The sequence below is a fragment of the Shewanella sp. 5_MG-2023 genome (genome assembly GCF_030547465.1).
Taxonomy (GTDB): Bacteria; Pseudomonadota; Gammaproteobacteria; order Enterobacterales; family Shewanellaceae; genus Shewanella.
Map to the genome: position 1 here is coordinate 103,352 of NZ_JAUORC010000014.1, position 16,710 is coordinate 120,061.

14 protein-coding genes are annotated in these 16,710 nt (G+C 44.3%); 13 read left to right on the top strand and 1 reads right to left on the bottom strand.

Features of this window, described 5'->3' with window-relative positions; translation table 11 throughout:
- Positions 1-13: 13 nt before the first annotated feature.
- The 6 genes from leuA to glpK all read left to right on the top strand — a co-directional run bounded on the left by leuA (position 14) and on the right by glpK (position 8,403).
- Positions 14-1,582, top strand: coding sequence for a 2-isopropylmalate synthase (gene leuA / locus Q4557_RS10215; RefSeq protein WP_102440202.1), 1,569 nt, complete (start codon positions 14-16; stop codon positions 1,580-1,582).
- On the top strand, positions 1,579-2,673 hold the full coding sequence (gene leuB / locus Q4557_RS10220; RefSeq protein ID WP_102440203.1) for a 3-isopropylmalate dehydrogenase: 1,095 nt from the start codon (positions 1,579-1,581) through the stop codon (positions 2,671-2,673). Before leuA ends, leuB begins: the two co-directional genes overlap by 4 nt.
- Entirely contained in the window at positions 2,673-4,076 is a 1,404-nt protein-coding gene (gene leuC / locus Q4557_RS10225) for a 3-isopropylmalate dehydratase large subunit (protein WP_102476554.1), read from the top strand. The genes leuB and leuC overlap by 1 nt, the downstream gene beginning before the upstream one ends.
- A gap of 24 nt (positions 4,077-4,100) precedes the next feature.
- A complete protein-coding gene (gene leuD, locus Q4557_RS10230; RefSeq protein ID WP_102440205.1) occupies positions 4,101-4,706 on the top strand; it encodes a 3-isopropylmalate dehydratase small subunit in 606 nt (201 codons plus the stop codon).
- Positions 4,707-5,237: 531 nt separating this feature from the next.
- On the top strand, positions 5,238-6,596 hold the full coding sequence (locus Q4557_RS10235; protein WP_102440206.1) for an outer membrane protein transport protein: 1,359 nt from the start codon (positions 5,238-5,240) through the stop codon (positions 6,594-6,596).
- Positions 6,597-6,921: 325 nt separating this feature from the next.
- The gene (glpK, locus tag Q4557_RS10240) at positions 6,922-8,403 is read left to right on the top strand and encodes a glycerol kinase GlpK (protein ID WP_102440207.1); all 1,482 of its coding nucleotides are present in this window, start codon (positions 6,922-6,924) and stop codon (positions 8,401-8,403) included.
- 28 nt (positions 8,404-8,431) lie between these two features.
- Here the strand turns inward: glpK and Q4557_RS10245 are convergent, their stop codons facing one another.
- Entirely contained in the window at positions 8,432-8,677 is a 246-nt protein-coding gene (locus Q4557_RS10245) for a hypothetical protein (protein WP_303412500.1), read from the bottom strand.
- Positions 8,678-9,220: 543 nt separating this feature from the next.
- On the opposite strand from Q4557_RS10245, the gene mraZ reads away from it, so the two are divergent.
- Genes mraZ through mraY form a run of 7 tightly spaced genes read left to right on the top strand, consistent with a single transcriptional unit; the run spans position 9,221 to position 16,704 of the window.
- Positions 9,221-9,679 (top strand): division/cell wall cluster transcriptional repressor MraZ, encoded by a 459-nt coding sequence (mraZ, locus tag Q4557_RS10250; RefSeq protein ID WP_102440224.1) that lies wholly within the window; start codon positions 9,221-9,223, stop codon positions 9,677-9,679.
- Between the two features lie 22 nt (positions 9,680-9,701).
- Complete coding sequence (gene rsmH / locus Q4557_RS10255; RefSeq protein WP_303412502.1) at positions 9,702-10,643, top strand: 16S rRNA (cytosine(1402)-N(4))-methyltransferase RsmH; 942 nt, start codon at positions 9,702-9,704, stop codon at positions 10,641-10,643.
- A gap of 14 nt (positions 10,644-10,657) precedes the next feature.
- Positions 10,658-10,972, top strand: a complete 315-nt coding sequence (ftsL, locus tag Q4557_RS10260; RefSeq protein ID WP_102440210.1) for a cell division protein FtsL — start codon at positions 10,658-10,660, stop codon at positions 10,970-10,972.
- Positions 10,973-10,982: 10 nt separating this feature from the next.
- Positions 10,983-12,719: a penicillin-binding protein 2 gene (locus Q4557_RS10265; protein ID WP_102440211.1), complete on the top strand. Its 1,737-nt coding sequence runs from the start codon at positions 10,983-10,985 to the stop codon at positions 12,717-12,719.
- Positions 12,716-14,251 (top strand): UDP-N-acetylmuramoyl-L-alanyl-D-glutamate--2,6-diaminopimelate ligase, encoded by a 1,536-nt coding sequence (gene murE, locus Q4557_RS10270; RefSeq protein ID WP_303412524.1) that lies wholly within the window; start codon positions 12,716-12,718, stop codon positions 14,249-14,251. The genes Q4557_RS10265 and murE overlap by 4 nt, the downstream gene beginning before the upstream one ends.
- On the top strand, positions 14,248-15,621 hold the full coding sequence (gene murF / locus Q4557_RS10275; protein WP_303412507.1) for a UDP-N-acetylmuramoyl-tripeptide--D-alanyl-D-alanine ligase: 1,374 nt from the start codon (positions 14,248-14,250) through the stop codon (positions 15,619-15,621). Before murE ends, murF begins: the two co-directional genes overlap by 4 nt.
- The gene (gene mraY / locus Q4557_RS10280) at positions 15,622-16,704 is read left to right on the top strand and encodes a phospho-N-acetylmuramoyl-pentapeptide-transferase (RefSeq protein ID WP_102440214.1); all 1,083 of its coding nucleotides are present in this window, start codon (positions 15,622-15,624) and stop codon (positions 16,702-16,704) included. It begins immediately after the preceding gene.
- Positions 16,705-16,710: the final 6 nt, after the last annotated feature.

Consider the following 16,710-nt stretch of genomic DNA (forward strand, 5'->3'; position numbering starts at 1 on the left):
GATGGAGAAAAAGATGTCCGATAGAGTCATAATATTTGATACCACATTAAGAGACGGCGAGCAGGCGTTAGCAGCCAGTTTAACGGTTAAAGAAAAGCTGCAAATTGCATTGGCTCTTGAGCGTTTAGGTGTTGATGTTATGGAAGTGGGCTTTCCTGTGTCATCGCCTGGTGATTTTCAGTCAGTGCAAACCATTGCAAAAACCATTAAAAATAGCCGAGTGTGTGCCTTATCTCGTGCATTAGAAAAAGATATCGATGCCGCAGCGCAAGCATTATCTGTTGCTGATCAGTTTCGAATTCATACCTTTATTTCAACCTCAACCATTCACGTTGAAAGCAAATTAAAGCGTTCATTTGATGACGTATTAGAAATGGCAGTGAGTGCGGTTAAATATGCCCGCCGCTTTACTGACGATGTTGAGTTCTCTTGTGAAGATGCTGGGCGTACCCCCATTGATAACCTTTGCCGTATGGTAGAAGAAGCTATTAAAGCGGGTGCTAGAACCATTAATATCCCAGATACCGTGGGTTACACCGTCCCAAGTGAGTTTGGCGGCATTATTCAAACCTTATTTAACCGAGTGCCGAATATCGATCAAGCGGTGATTTCGGTGCATTGTCATGATGATTTAGGTTTATCGGTAGCGAACTCAATTACTGCTGTTGAGCATGGTGCTCGCCAGATTGAATGTACGGTTAATGGTATTGGTGAGCGCGCTGGTAATTGTTCATTAGAAGAAATAGCGATGATTTTGGCAACCCGCAAGAATTTACTCGGGCTTGAAAACAACATTAATGCCAAAGAAATTCACCGCACTTCATCCCTTGTAAGCCAGCTATGTAATATGCCGATTCAGGCTAATAAAGCGGTAGTGGGGACTAATGCATTTTCGCATTCATCGGGTATTCACCAAGATGGCATGCTAAAAGCTAAAAATACCTATGAGATCATGACGCCTGAAAGCATTGGCCTTAATCGTAATAACTTGAATATGACTTCGCGCTCAGGTCGCCACGTGATTAAGCACCGCATGGAAGAAATGGGCTATAAAGAAACCGATTATGATATGGACAGTCTTTACGATCAGTTTTTGAAATTGGCAGATAAAAAAGGCCAGGTATTTGATTATGATCTTGAAGCCTTAGTGTTTATCGAAGCGCAATCTCAAGATGATGATAAGTACTCACTGCAACATTTAATGGTGCACTCAGATTCAACTGAAGGTGTAGCCACTGCCACGGTGCGTATAGTGGTTGATGACAAAGAAATAACCGAAGCGGCAACCGGTAATGGCCCAGTCGATGCAGCATACAATGCTATTGCCCGTGCAACTGGTCGCAGCATCAATATTACTAATTACAAATTAAGCGCTAAAGGCGAAGGGCAAAACGCCTTAGGCCAAGTGGATATTACAGCTGAATACAATCAGCAAACATTCCATGGTGTCGGCTTGGCAACAGATGTTGTCGAGTCATCGGCTCAAGCGTTAGTTCATGTCATGAACTTAACCTATCGCGCCGATAAAGTGGCTGATTTTAAACAACAGATTCATAAAGAAAGGGAGTTAGGTGGAGTATGAGTTATCAAATAGCTGTATTGGCCGGAGATGGTATTGGGCCAGAAGTCATGGCTGAGGCACGTAAAGTGCTTAATGAAGTTGAAGCCCGATTTGCGCTGGACATTGAATATGCTGAGTACGATGTGGGTGGTATTGCCATTGATAACCATGGTTGCCCGCTGCCTGATGCAACCTTAAAAGGCTGTGAAGCCTCAGATGCCATTTTATTCGGCAGTGTTGGCGGGCCTAAGTGGGAAAACTTAGCCCCCAATGATCAGCCAGAGCGTGGCGCATTATTACCGCTACGTGGTCACTTTGAACTGTTTTGTAATTTACGTCCGGCAAAATTACACGCAGGGCTTGAACATATGTCACCATTGCGAAGTGATATCTCTTCACGTGGCTTTGATGTGTTATGTGTGCGTGAATTAACGGGTGGCATTTACTTTGGTAAGCCAAAAGGTCGTCAAGGCGAAGGCCTGGATGAAGAAGCCTTCGATACCATGCGCTATAGCCGTCGTGAAATAGAGCGTATTGCCCGAATTGCGTTTCAGTCTGCTCAAGGTCGCCGCAAAAAAGTCACCTCAGTAGATAAAGCTAACGTATTAGCCTGTTCAGTGTTATGGCGTGAAGTGGTTGAAGAAGTGGCTAAAGACTACCCTGATGTGGAGCTTGAACATATCTACATCGACAATGCCACCATGCAATTATTACGTCGCCCAAATGAATTTGATGTGATGCTGTGTTCGAACCTATTTGGTGACATAGTGTCAGACGAAATTGCCATGTTAACCGGCTCAATGGGGCTATTATCTTCAGCAAGCCTTAACAGCAGCGGTTTTGGTATGTATGAACCTGCTGGTGGTAGTGCACCTGATATCGCAGGTCAAGGCATTGCTAACCCTGTGGCGCAAATTCTATCTGCAGCCTTATTACTACGTCATAGCTTAAAACTTGAAGATGCCGCGAGTGCGATAGAACGCGCAGTAGGTAAAGCCTTATCAGCTGGCTATTTAACTGGTGAGCTATTAAGTAGCGATGAGCGTCATAATGCAAAATCAACCAGTGAAATGGGTGACTATATCGCTAATGCTATTAAGGAAGGTGTCTAATGGCAGCAAAAACCTTATATGAGAAAGTATGGGATGCCCATATTGTCGCATCACCTGACTCAGAAGCGCCGATTGTTTATGTTGACCGTCACTTGGTTCATGAAGTGACATCACCACAGGCTTTTAGTGGTTTAAAAACAGCGGGTCGTAAATTACGCGCCCCTGAAAAAACCTTTGCCACTATGGATCATAATATTTCGACCTTAAGTGCTAGCCTTGATGCCATGAGCCCAATGGCGCGTATTCAGGTGGAAACCCTAGCGCAAAATTGTAAAGAATTTGGCGTGAAGCTATATGACATCCATCATCCAAATCAAGGCATAGTCCATGTCATGGGGCCAGAGCTTGGTATTACCTTGCCCGGTACTGTGATTGTTTGTGGTGATTCACATACAGCAACCCACGGCGCTTTTGGCGCATTAGCATTTGGTATTGGCACCTCTGAAGTTGAGCATGTGTTAGCCACCCAGACGTTACGTCAGTTAAAAGCTAAAACCATGAAAATTGAAGTCCGTGGTCATGTGGCTGAGGGCATTACGGCTAAAGATATTGTATTGGCTATCATTGGCCGTTTGGGTATGGATGGCGGTACCGGTTACGTGGTTGAGTTTTGCGGCGAAGCCATTGAAGCTTTATCAATGGAAGGGCGCATGACCTTATGTAATATGGCCATTGAAATGGGCGCCAAAGCTGGCATGGTCGCACCTGATCAAACTACTTTTGATTATCTTGAAGGTCGTGAATTTGCCCCTAAAGCTGATGCTTGGACGCAAGCAGTTGCAGATTGGACCGCACTTAAAACGGATGCTGATGCAGTATTTGATGCCGAAGTGGTACTTGAAGCTGCAGAAATCGCGCCGCAGTTAACTTGGGGCACTAATCCAGGCCAAGTGGTATCTATTGATGCACAAGTGCCTAACCCTGAGTCTGAGCCCAATGCAACTGTGCGTGACAGCATGGAAAAAGCGCTTGAGTATATCGGCCTGACTTCTGGCACCAATATGGTGGATATTGCGGTTAATAAAGTCTTTATTGGCTCATGTACTAACTCCCGTATTGAGGATTTACGTGCCGCAGCCCATCATGCTAAAAACCGTAAAGTGGCCGAAGGCGTCACCGCTATTGTGGTACCGGGTTCTGGACAGGTGAAACTGCAAGCAGAAGCGGAAGGTTTAGATAAAATATTCCTAGAGGCAGGGTTTGAATGGCGCTTGCCTGGTTGCTCAATGTGCCTGGCAATGAACGATGACCGTTTAGAGGCTGGCGATCGCTGTGCATCTACCAGTAATCGTAACTTTGAAGGTCGCCAAGGGCGTGGCAGTCGAACTCACTTAGTGAGCCCAGCTATGGCAGCAGCTGCCGCCATTGCCGGTCACTTTGTTGATATCCGTAAGCCTTATTAATTGCCAACCCACTAGGAGAAACAGATGCAAGCTTTTACAGCACATACGGGCTTAGCGGTTGCAATAGATAGCGCAAATATTGATACCGACCAAATTATCCCGAAGCAATTTTTATCAAAAGTCACTCGTGATGGTTTTGGGGTGCACTTATTTCATGATTGGCGTTATTTAGATGACGCGGGCGAGCAGCCTAACCCGACTTTTTCACTTAACTTACCGCGTTATAAAGGCGCGTCTATATTGCTAGCACAAGAAAACTTTGGCTGTGGATCAAGTCGAGAACATGCACCGTGGGCATTAGCTGACTTTGGGCTACGGGTGATTATCGCGCCAAGTTTTGCAGATATTTTTTACGGTAACTCCATTAACAATGGCTTATTACCTGTGAAGTTAACCGCAGCGGAAGTGAGCCAATTAATGGCTGAAGTTGATGCTCAAGAAGGAGCTGAAATCAGTGTTGATTTGCAAGCTCTTACTGTAACGTCACCACAAGGCAGTACATTTAGCTTTTCATTGGCAGAGTCAGCAAGGCACAAGCTGCTTAATGGTTTAGATGCCATCGGCTTAACGCTGGAATTTGCTGCGGCAATTAGCGACTATGAAGCCAATATTCCTGCTTGGCGTGGCTGATGTAAGAGTGACGAGTCAATTGTAAGTTCAACATTGGCGATTAACATTTAAGCTTACACTTGTACCAACGTGGTATTAAATAAAGCCTTCTAGCTAACCCTAGAAGGCTTTTTTATGTGTCTCAACAATAATTTACTATATATCACATTGTATTTATTGGTTTATTTATTCATAAGATTTGGCGGTTTATATCGGTAGTTAAAAAAACTATAAAATTCAGCGCAGGTTTGTGAGTTGTATATTCTTTAGTAAGTTATTGAATATCAATATTAAAAATATTTTGGTTAACTATTTTTAATATGCTTCAGCGAATGAATTAGTGTAATTGACGCTTTTTTCTCGCTTGGTGTGTGATCCTTATCACTTAAAAATATTGCAAACACCGAAAAGGTAGTTATTTCTTCTGTTTTTAGGCATTTAGTTGTAAATATATTCTGCATCAGTACACTTGCCCCGATTTCAAATTGAGCTATTGCTCTAATGATGTAAGAGATTAAGCAAATAATAAATTTGCATACCCGGGGACAAATGATGAAAAAGAAATTATTAACCGTGGCAGTAAGCGCCATGCTGTTAGGGGCAACGACTCAAGTAAGTGCAGCAGGCTTTCAATTAGCTGAATATTCTTCTACAGGTTTAGGCCGTGCTTTTGCTGGTGAAGCTGCGATGGCGGATAATGCTGGCGCCCAAACTAAAAACCCTGCCATGTTGACTTACCTTGAAGGTCGCCAATTGTCTGCAGGTGCTATTTATATTATGCCTAATGTTGATGTGCTGGGTGAAACCAGTATTTCATCGCCTTTATTAGGGGCTGATCCAATTGTTATCCCAAGCAACGCCATCGATTTTGCCGGTGATGCGCTTATCCCAAATTTTTATTACTCGAATCAGTTAAACGATAACTGGACTTGGGGCCTGGCTTTTCATTCAAATTACGGCTTAGCGACAGAATTGGATGCAACTCATTCAGCAGCGATATTTGGTGATGATACTGCAATCACCACCGTAGAATTTAACCCAAACATTGGCTATAAAATCAATGATGCGGTTAGCATTGGTGCGGGTCTGCGTATTGTTTACGGTGAAGGTAATGTTGGCGCATCAATGCCAGGTTGGATTGATGGTATTAAAGCTCAGTTGCCTGATTTAGCACCTATGCTTCCGGCTGCTGGCACAAGTCTTAAATACATGGAAGGTGATGATATCGCCATCGGTTGGAAAATTGGTTCTAGCTGGCAGATTAATGACAAGCACCGTTTAGGTTTTGCTTATCACAGTGGGGTAGAGCTAGAACTGGACGGCCATGCGTCTGGGCTACTTTATGACGGTGGTCAAAATGTTAGTATTGAAGGTTACTTACCTATTGAGATCCCTGCTTTTGCAGAGCTTGCATCTCATCACCAATTAACTGAAAACTGGGCCATGCACGCCAGCGTTAATTGGACTCAGTGGAGTGTTTTTGATGAGTTGGTAGCATACTTCCCTGGCGAAACTAAGCCAATTGACTCAACAACGGGTTTACCATTGGAGTCTGATTTAGTTAAAGAAGAAAACTTCAAAGATAACTGGCGCTTTGCACTAGGTACCACTTACCAGCTCAATGACAAGTGGTTAGTTCGTGGCGGTATGGCACTAGATCAAGGTGCTGCGCAAGACGAATACCGTTCAACAACAATCCCAGATTCAGATCGTTTATGGTTTAGTGCCGGTGCGGGTTATCAAGCCAGTAAAAACCTTACGGTTGATTTTGCCATCACTTACATCAAAGGCATTGGTGATGCACCAATTGATGAGACTCAAGACTTATTAGGTTTAGCGTCTGTGAACTACAGCGGTGATGTTGAAGCCGATGTGTGGTTAGCAGGTGTGCAGTTTAGCTACAAAATGTAGTCGACAGTATTATTAATACATTTAAAGCCTCGCAATTGCGGGGCTTTTTGTTATTTGAAAATCATAAGACTAATATCGATACGCCAGCTATATTTGACAAGCCAAAGTATGAAGTAAAGCCATCGTCATATGCTAAGTTATTAGGTGCTTACTGGCTTTACCCCAAAGTGACATAGCATGTCTAGGTAGAATAAACCCTTATAACTGTGATGACAGCACAAGCATTGCAATGTAAAGCATGATAAATCACATAAATAAACGGGTAGTTGATTCACTACTTTCAGTTTATGTGAACAAACTAAAATAAATAATATGAGATAGTGATATGCAAGCTAAGAAATACATTATTGCATTAGATCAAGGCACAACCAGCTCTCGTGCCATTGTATTTGACCATAAAGCCAACATGGTTGCGGTAGCGCAGCGTGAGTTTACCCAGATTTATCCTCAGGCCGGTTGGGTCGAGCATGATCCAATGGAGATTTGGTCATCTCAAAGTTCATCATTGATTGAAGTGCTATCTCGAGCAGGTATTAGCGGTGATGATGTTGCCGCTATGGGCATCACCAACCAACGTGAAACCACCGTAGTGTGGGATAAAAAAACCGGCAAGCCGATTTATAACGCCATTGTGTGGCAGTGTCGTCGCAGCCAAAGTATATGCCAGCAACTCAAAGCCGATGGTTATGAAGCTTATATTAAATCCGCCACAGGCTTGGTGCTCGACCCGTACTTTTCCGCCTCAAAAATCAAGTGGATTCTAGATAATGTTGAAGGTGCAAGAGAAAAGGCCGAGGCCGGTGAGTTGTTATTTGGCACCATAGATACCTGGCTGGTGTGGAAGCTCACAAAAGGCAAAGTACATGTTACTGAACCCACCAACGCCTCACGGACCATGTTGTTTAACATCCATCAGCAGCAGTGGGATGACAAGTTATTAACGGCCTTTGGTATTCCGGCTTCGATGTTACCTGAAGTGAAACCCTCTTGTGCGGTCTACGGTTCAACCAGCATTGTCGGTGGCGATATTACCGTGGCGGGTATGGCAGGGGATCAGCAATCGGCATTATTTGGTCAATTATGTTTTGAACCTGGAATGGCCAAAAATACCTATGGCACAGGCTGTTTTTTACTGATGAACACCGGTGATAAGGCAGTGGTATCGGATCATGGCCTATTAACCACCATTGCTATAGGCGCTGATTTAAAGGTTAACTATGCCCTTGAAGGGGCAGTATTTATGGGCGGCGCGGTGATCCAATGGCTGCGGGACGAAATGGGCTTGATCCAAGATGCTCATGACACTGAATACTTTGCCAATAAAGTGGACGACACCAATGGGGTATATTTAGTACCAGCCTTTGTCGGCTTGGGCGCTCCGTATTGGGAAGCGGATGCCAGAGGCGCGATTGTCGGACTTAGCCGCGGGGTTAATCGTAGCCATATTATTCGCGCAGCGTTAGAAGCCATTGCATATCAAAGCAAGGATTTACTCGAGGCAATGATACAAGACTCAGGGGTCGAACTTAAACAAATCCGCGTTGATGGTGGCGCTGTGGCGAATGAGTTTTTAATGCAGTTCCAAGCCGACATCAGCAATGTTGATGTGATCCGTCCGCAAGTGACTGAAACCACAGCCATGGGAGCAGCCTTTTTAGCAGGTCTTGCGGTTAACTTTTGGCAGTCTACAGAAGAGTTACAAAACATTGCCGTGGCTGATAAGCATTTTTCACCAGCAATGGATGATAGCTGTCGTCAGGATTTGTATCGCGGATGGAAAAAGGCGGTGAGGAAAACCATCGGCTAAAGGGCATTTTTAAATCACTGGTAAACGATTAAATTTCAATATCAATATGTGTGAAGTTGGTATTGTCACTAGTGGCCTGCTTTGCGTCAGCGCTGGTGCTAGCTTGGGCCTGCTGTTTTCTGGTTAATGGTGCTGGTGGCAATTGTGCTTGCGGCGCTTCATGGCTATCAGCACTGATAACAGCTGAGTCAGTGACTTTTTTCACCTCTTTTTTAGGCGTGGTAACCTGCCTTGGCGGTCTGGCAGTCACAGCATAGAGAATATCTAGGTTCATTATTACCTCCTTCAAGGCTGTATTCAGTATATCTTGTTATCGGCCGTTTTGATTGTAAATTGAGCGGCTATTGGTTTGAATATATGACGCCAGCAGTCATCCTTGTTTGAGGATGTTTTAGCGTAAAGGCAATATTAAAAGTTTGGAATTTGCTTAGGTTTAAAAGCGCAAGGCAGCAATAAAATTTGTTGAACTGGTTTTTCTCACATCGTGAGCGAATATTTATTATACAAGATATAACTTTGATACAGTGGGCATTGTCATTTTAAGATGATAATGGTCAATTTTTAGCACATTTTAGTCACATTTTACTCGATAGAGTCGTTGTTATGTGTATGGTTTCGTTCATTTAGCCCCATAAAATCCACTTTCCTCCACCTAGAACAAATTAAATCAAATTTGCTGCGAACCCGCTTCAGAACTGGATTTAATTAATCTTCTCATCCCTTGACAATACTTGTGTTGTGTCCCTAAACTTAAGGGTTGTGGGGAATTGTGGATTTTTGTGGGAATTTTAATAACAAATCATAGGGATTAATGATCGTGTTTCGGGGCGCCAGTGCGATAAATATGGATGCAAAAGGACGGATCGCAATACCAATGCGATACCGAGAATCCTTGCGTGTTGAGCACAGTGGCATTGTCGTCATCACCGTTGATATCCAATCAGCTTGTTTATTGATTTATCCAATCCATGAATGGGAACTGATAGAAGCAAAACTAATGCAGCTGTCAGACACCAATCACATTGAACGATCCATGAAACGAAGATTATTAGGCCACGCTCATGAATGTGAGTTAGATGGTAATGGTCGTGCGCTCGTTCCCCCCGCATTAAGACAATTTGCCAGCCTGCAAAAGAAAACCATGCTGGTGGGTTTGCTGAATAAGTTTGAGTTGTGGGATGAAGCCGCTTGGCAGTTGCAGATGGACGAAAGTCATCAGCTAATTCAAGCAGAAGATCTCACTAGCCATGAAAGATTAGCTAATTTTTCATTATAAATAATTAATTAAGAAGAGTCTGATGAGCCAAGAATTTGCCCATTTATCTGTACTGCTACAAGAAACCGTTGATGGTTTAAATATCCAAGCGGATGGCATCTATATTGATGGCACCTTTGGTCGTGGTGGTCATTCAAGGCATGTGCTGAGTCAGCTCGGTGAAAACGGCCGCTTGATTGCCATCGATAGAGATCCGCAAGCCATTGAAGCGGCTAAACAGTTCGCCGATGATCCTCGCTTTCAAATTGTGCATGGTGGCTTTGGTCAGTTGGCCGAATACGTTACTAAGTTAGGTTTGAAAGGCAAAATCAATGGCGTGTTATTGGATTTAGGTGTGTCTTCACCGCAATTAGATGATGCTGAGCGTGGTTTTAGTTTTTTACGTGATGGTCCATTGGATATGCGTATGGATAACAGCCAGGGTCAAACGGCCGCTCAGTGGTTAGCGAGAGCTGAAATTGAAGATATGGCTTGGGTATTTAAAACCTATGGCGAAGAGAAAAACTCGCGTCACATCGCTCGCTGTATTGCTGCTGATCGAGATGAAAAACCCTTTTTAAGAACCAAAGATTTAGCTGACCTTATTGCCCGAATTACTAAAAATAAAGAGCGTAATAAGCATCCTGCAACGCGGGTGTTCCAGGCGATTAGAATTTATATCAATAGTGAATTAGAGCAAATTGATCAAGCCCTTGAAGGTGCTGTGTCGGTACTGGCCCCAGAAGGGCGTTTATCGGTGATCAGTTTCCATTCATTAGAAGATCGTATGGTGAAGCGCTTTATTCGTCGCCATAGCCAAGGTGAAAGCGTACCTCATGGCTTGCCCATCACTGAAGCTGAAATTAATAAATCTAAAAAGTTAAAAGCCATTGGTAAGGCGATGAAGCCTTCTGATGTCGAAATTGAACAAAACCCACGAGCAAGAAGCTCGGTGTTGCGCGTTGCGCAGCGACTTGATTATTAATTACTGAGGTTATATTGGCACCGTCATCAATCAATTTATCCCGCATTGTGTTAGCCGATATTTGGCAGCACAAGTGGATATTATTGCTGACGCTAATTGTAGTCGGCAATGCGATGAGTGTGGTGTATACCAGCTATGCGACCCGAAAACAGACCTCGCAATTAGATCAGCTATTACAAGAACGTGATCGTTTAGATATTGAATGGCGCAACTTGTTGCTGGAAGAGCAATCTAAGTCAGAACACAGTCGAGTGACAAGGATCGCCACTAAAGATTTAAAAATGGTGCGACCACTACCTAAAGAAGAAGTGGTTATAAGGCTGCAATGAGAAAGGAATAATGAGCAGACAAGCTAAACGTAAATTAAACCCTGAACTGATCCCATGGCGACTATTCGTTGTGGTGGGTTTTGTGCTGCTGCTGTTTACTGCGTTAATTGCCCGTGCCGCCTATATTCAAATTATTGAGCCTGAAAAACTACGTCACGAAAGTGACATGCGCACCTTACGCACCACCAGTAATCAAGTACAGCGCGGCCTAATCACCGACAGAAATGGTGAAATGCTGGCAGTGAGTGTGCCAGTACGAGCTGTGTGGGCTGATCCTAAAATATCCCACGATAAAGATGCATTTAAAGATATGCGCCGCTGGAAAGCGCTGGCAGATATTTTACATGAGCCAGTTGATGAGATTGTGAGTAAGGTGCAGCGCGACCCTAAAAGGCGCTTTATTTACCTTAAGCGTCAAGTGACCCCTGCGGTAGCGGAATACATCAAGCAACTGAAAATTGCTGGCATCTATTTAAAGTCTGAATCACGCCGCTATTATCCCGCAGGTGAAACTGCCGCCCAGCTAGTGGGTTTAACTAATATTGATGATGTAGGCATTGAAGGCATCGAAAGTGCTTACGATAGCTGGCTTACTGGTACCCCTTCAAAACAAAAAGTCCGTAAATCCCGCGATGGTAAAGTAGTACAGCGTTTAGATATGGTGGAAGAAGGCGAGAGCTCAAATGATTTAGTCTTGAGTATCGATCAACGCATTCAGCAGCTAGCTTATCGCGAATTAAAACGCGCCACAGAAATAAACCAAGCCACTTCAGGCTCAGTGGTGGTACTTGATGTACACACCGGCGAAGTACTGGCGATGGTGAATACACCGTCATATAACCCCAATTCTCGAGAAAACTTACAATCTCACCGCATGCGCAACCGCGCCTTAACCGATACTTTTGAGCCGGGCTCCACTGTAAAACCTTTTGTGGTCGCAGCTGCGCTGCAAGCGGGCACTGTTGAACGTGATGATATGATTAACACCTCACCAGGCTGGATGCGTGTTGGTGGCCGTCAAGTGCGTGATACGGTTAATTACGGCAATATGACCTTAGATAAAATCTTGGTTAAGTCTAGTAACGTGGGGATCAGTAAAGTCTCTTTATCGATGCCCGTGCAAGAATTATTGGGGACTTACCAGTCAATGGGCTTGGGTAATTATTCAGGAATTAACTTAGCAGGTGAAAGCGCCGGCCTTATCCATGATCGTCGTCGTTGGTCTGACTTTGAACGCGCGACCTTATCTTATGGCTATGGTTTAACGGCCACCCCACTGCAATTAGCCAGAATGTATGCCACTTTAGGTAGCGGCGGTGTCTTGTATCCAGTATCAATTTTAAAGCTAAAACAAGCACCTAAAGGTGAACAAGTTATTTCACAGCAAGTCGCCCAAGATGTCATGGAAATGATGCTAGGGGTAACTGAACGTGGCGGCACCGCCACCAAAGCCCATATTGATGGTTATCCTATTGCGGGTAAAACGGGTACTAGTCGTAAGTCTGTCGCCGGTGGTTACGGTGATGATTATGTCGCACTGTTTGCCGGGGTTGCGCCAGTGCATAATCCCCGTTTAGCTATTTCTATTGTGGTTAATGAACCCAAAGGCGACCGTTATCACGGTGGCGATGTGGCAGGCCCCGTATTTGCAAAAATTATGTCTGGTGCGTTACAGATGCTGAATGTAGAACCATTAAATGAACAAGAAAAAGTTAAATTGGCCGCCATTGCTAAGAGGGCTGAATAATGCTGCTTAGTGATTTATTAGCACCCTGGTTTCATTATGCTGGCGTTGAGTCAGTGGATACGCTGAGCCTTGATAGCCGCCAAGTATCCCAAGGTGGTTTATTTGTCGCCTTGCCAGGCCACAAGGTTGATGGCCGTAAATTTATCAGTAAAGCCATTGAAAGTGGTGCAGTGGGGGCGTTAATTCATACCGATAACCCTGATGAACATGGTCAAGTTGAATACCAAGATAATGGCGCGGTGCTGATATCGTTTTTTCAATTAACTCGGCAGCTTTCGGCTGTTGCAGCGCAGTTGTATCCGGTTAATCATTCACCAATGGCGATTATTGGGGTTACGGGAACTAATGGTAAAACTTCTGTTAGCCAGCTTATTGCGCAATTGGTATCACTTAAACAGCAAAAAGCTGCAGTCATGGGTACATTGGGCAATGGTGTTTGGGGTCAATTAATCGATAGTGGCAATACCACTGCTGATGCCATTACTTTGATCCGTCAATTACACCAATTTCAAGCCGAACGGGTCAATGTGTGCGCCATTGAAGTCTCCAGTCATGGCTTAGTGCAAGGCCGAGTGGAAGCCGTGCCTTTTGATACTGCTATTTTTACTAATTTAAGTCGTGATCACCTTGATTACCATGGTGATATGGATGCTTATGGCGCAGCTAAAAAGCGTCTGTTCACCTTTTCCTGCGTCAAAAATGGTTTGATTAATCTTGATGATGGTGTTGGTCAGCAATGGTTCGATGAGCTAACAACAGATTCCATCTATGGCTTTAGCATTAGCGCCAATAAAACGGCGCAATTTTATACTGACAATATGCAGTTCAATGATGCTGGTGTGCAGTGTGATTTTGTTTACCCGCACCTGGATAATCACAGCAGCCAAAAAACGACTTTAGCACTACGCGGACGCATTGTTTCGCCTTTATTGGGTGACTTTAACTTAGCAAACCTTGTGGCAGCCCTAAGTGGCTTGTATTTGCAAGGTTATGACATGCAAGAGTTACTTGAATTAGTGCCACTATTAACGCCCGTTGCTGGTCGCATGGAGCGCTTTAATCAGCCAAAGGGTCCCACCTTGGTAGTTGATTATGCCCATACTCCGGATGCTATCGAACAAGCGTTAAAAGCGCTGCGGATTCATTGTAAAGGCAAGCTTTGGTGTGTCTTTGGTTGTGGCGGTGATAGAGATAAAGGCAAGCGGCCTTTAATGGCCCAAGCGGCCGAGCAGTTTGCTGATACTGTGATGGTCACCAGTGACAATGCTCGTAGTGAAGATCCTGCGGCCATTATTGAGGATGTATTAGCGGGTTTGGCATTTCCTGAGCGTGCACTCACACAAGTTGATCGCATTAAAGCAATTAACACCGTGGCTTCACTGGCTCAAACAGGCGATATTGTGTTGCTTGCAGGTAAAGGCCATGAAACCTATCAAGAGGCCAATGGCATCAGAACTGAATATGATGAAAGAGCACTGGCTATCGAACTCACTCAGCCAACGTCTAACATGGCATTAAAGGAGCGCTTATGATTGCCCTGATGCTTTCACAGCTGGCGCAAACCCTTAATGGCAAGCTCGTGGGCGATGACATTTGTATTGATGATGTCAGCAGTGATAGCCGAGCGATGCAAGCCAATACCTTATTTGTGGCGTTAAAAGGCTTACGTTTTGATGGCCATAGCTTTGCAAAAACCGCCATTGATAATGGCGCTAAAGCCTTATTGGTTGAACGTCAGCTTGAGCTTGATATTCCGCAAATTATAGTGGCAAATAGCCAAATAGCCATGGGCGAAATCGGCGCGTTAGTGCGCGCTAAAGTAAACCCTAAAGCCATCGCTTTGACGGGCTCAAATGGCAAAACTACAGTAAAAGAAATGGTGGCAGCTATTTTAAGCCAGCATCATAGCGTGCTTTATACCGCGGGTAATTTTAATAATGAAATCGGGGTACCGTTAACCTTATTGCGATTAACCCAAGAGCATGAATATGGCGTTTTTGAACTGGGCGCCAATCATCAAGGCGAGATTAACTATACTTCATCTTTGGTGATGCCTCAGGTGGCGCTGGTAAATAATATCGGCCATGCACACCTGGAAGGTTTTGGTTCAATTGAAGGCGTGGCTCACGCCAAGTCGGAAATCTTTAACCACCTCAGCGCAGATGGCACCGCCATTATCAATGCCGATGATGACTTTGCTGAGTTTATGGCGCAAAAATCAGCCGCATTTAAGCAGCTACGTTTTTCTAAAGTAGCCACCACAGATGCAGATATTAAAGCATTAGCGCTTAAAGCTGATGCAAGTGGTTGTTATGCCTTTAATTTAGAAGTTTCTGGCCAGTCCCATTTTGTGCAGCTTCCTTTAGCTGGAGAGCATCAGGTCAGTAATGCTTTAGCTGCCAGCGCCATTTGTACTGCATTAGGCGTCGCCCTCAAAGATATTATTAACGGGCTTTCAAGCCTAACGCCAGTAAAAGGGCGAATGGTGCCGCACAAGCTGGGGCGTATTTTACTGGTTGATGATAGTTACAATGCCAACCCAACATCAGTGGACGCTGCGATTAACTGGTTAAAACAAACTCGAGGTTTTCGATGTTTAGTGCTGGGAGATTTGGGTGAATTGGGCGACAATAGCGCCCTTTTGCATGCCGAGGTCGGCCAACAAGCCAAATCAGCGGGTATTGATGCCTTGTTTTGTTGCGGACAGCTAAGCGCTGAAACCAGCAAAGTCTTTGGTTCTGAACACTTTAGTGATTCTAAATCCGTCGCGCAGGCAATGATTAAAAAAGTAAATCAGTTATCGGGTGAGGTAACTATTTTAGTTAAAGGTTCACGAAGCGCAGCAATGGAAACTGTAGTCGAAGTGTTGTTGGATGCCAATGGGCGTGGGGAGTTTGTGTAGATGCTGGCTTATTTAGCTGAGTATTTAACCCAATTTTATAGCGGGTTTAATGTTTTTTCATATGTAACGTTTAGAGCGATCTTAGGTTTGATGACAGGGCTTATTTTCAGCTTGTGGTTTGGTCCTAAATTGATCGAACGTTTGCAGTTATTACAAATTGGCCAAGTGGTCAGAAATGACGGCCCAGAGTCACATTTTAGTAAGCGTGGCACCCCTACAATGGGTGGTTTGCTGATCTTGGCAGGCATATTTGTCAGTGTTTTATTATGGGGTGATTTATCAAATCGATATGTCATCGTCATGCTATTTGTATTAGGTACTTTTGGCGCGATTGGTTTCTTAGATGATTATTTGAAAGTGGTAAAAAAAGACTCTAAAGGTCTGATTGCTCGCTGGAAATATGCATCGCAATCCATAGCGGCATTAGCGGTAGCCATCTATTTATATAGCTCGGCAACGCTGCCGGGTGAAACCCAGCTAGTGGTGCCATTTTTAAAAGATGTGATGCCGCAACTTGGACTGCTTTATATTGTTCTTGCGTACTTCACCATAGTGGGTGCCAGTAACGCGGTTAACTTAACCGATGGTCTTGATGGTTTAGCTATCATGCCAACTGTTATGGTAGCAGCTGCATTTGCATTGATTGCCTATTTATCAGGTCATGCACAGTTTGCGAGTTATTTACATATTCCACACTTGCCGGATGCTGGTGAACTAGTGATTGTATGTACCGCGATAGTCGGGGCTGGTTTAGGGTTTTTATGGTTTAACACCTACCCAGCGCAAGTGTTTATGGGTGATGTAGGCTCATTAGCATTAGGTGCAGGATTGGGCGCCATTGCAGTGTTAGTCCGCCAAGAAGTGTTATTGGTGATTATGGGCGGCGTTTTTGTGATGGAAACGGTGTCGGTGATTTTACAGGTGGGTTCATATAAATTGCGCGGTCAGCGGATTTTTAGAATGGCACCTATTCACCACCATTACGAATTAAAAGGTTGGCCGGAGCCAAGAGTGATTGTGCGCTTTTGGATTATTTCACTATTCCTAGTCATGCTAGGGCTGGCAACGCTTAAGTTAAGGTAGTTAGCA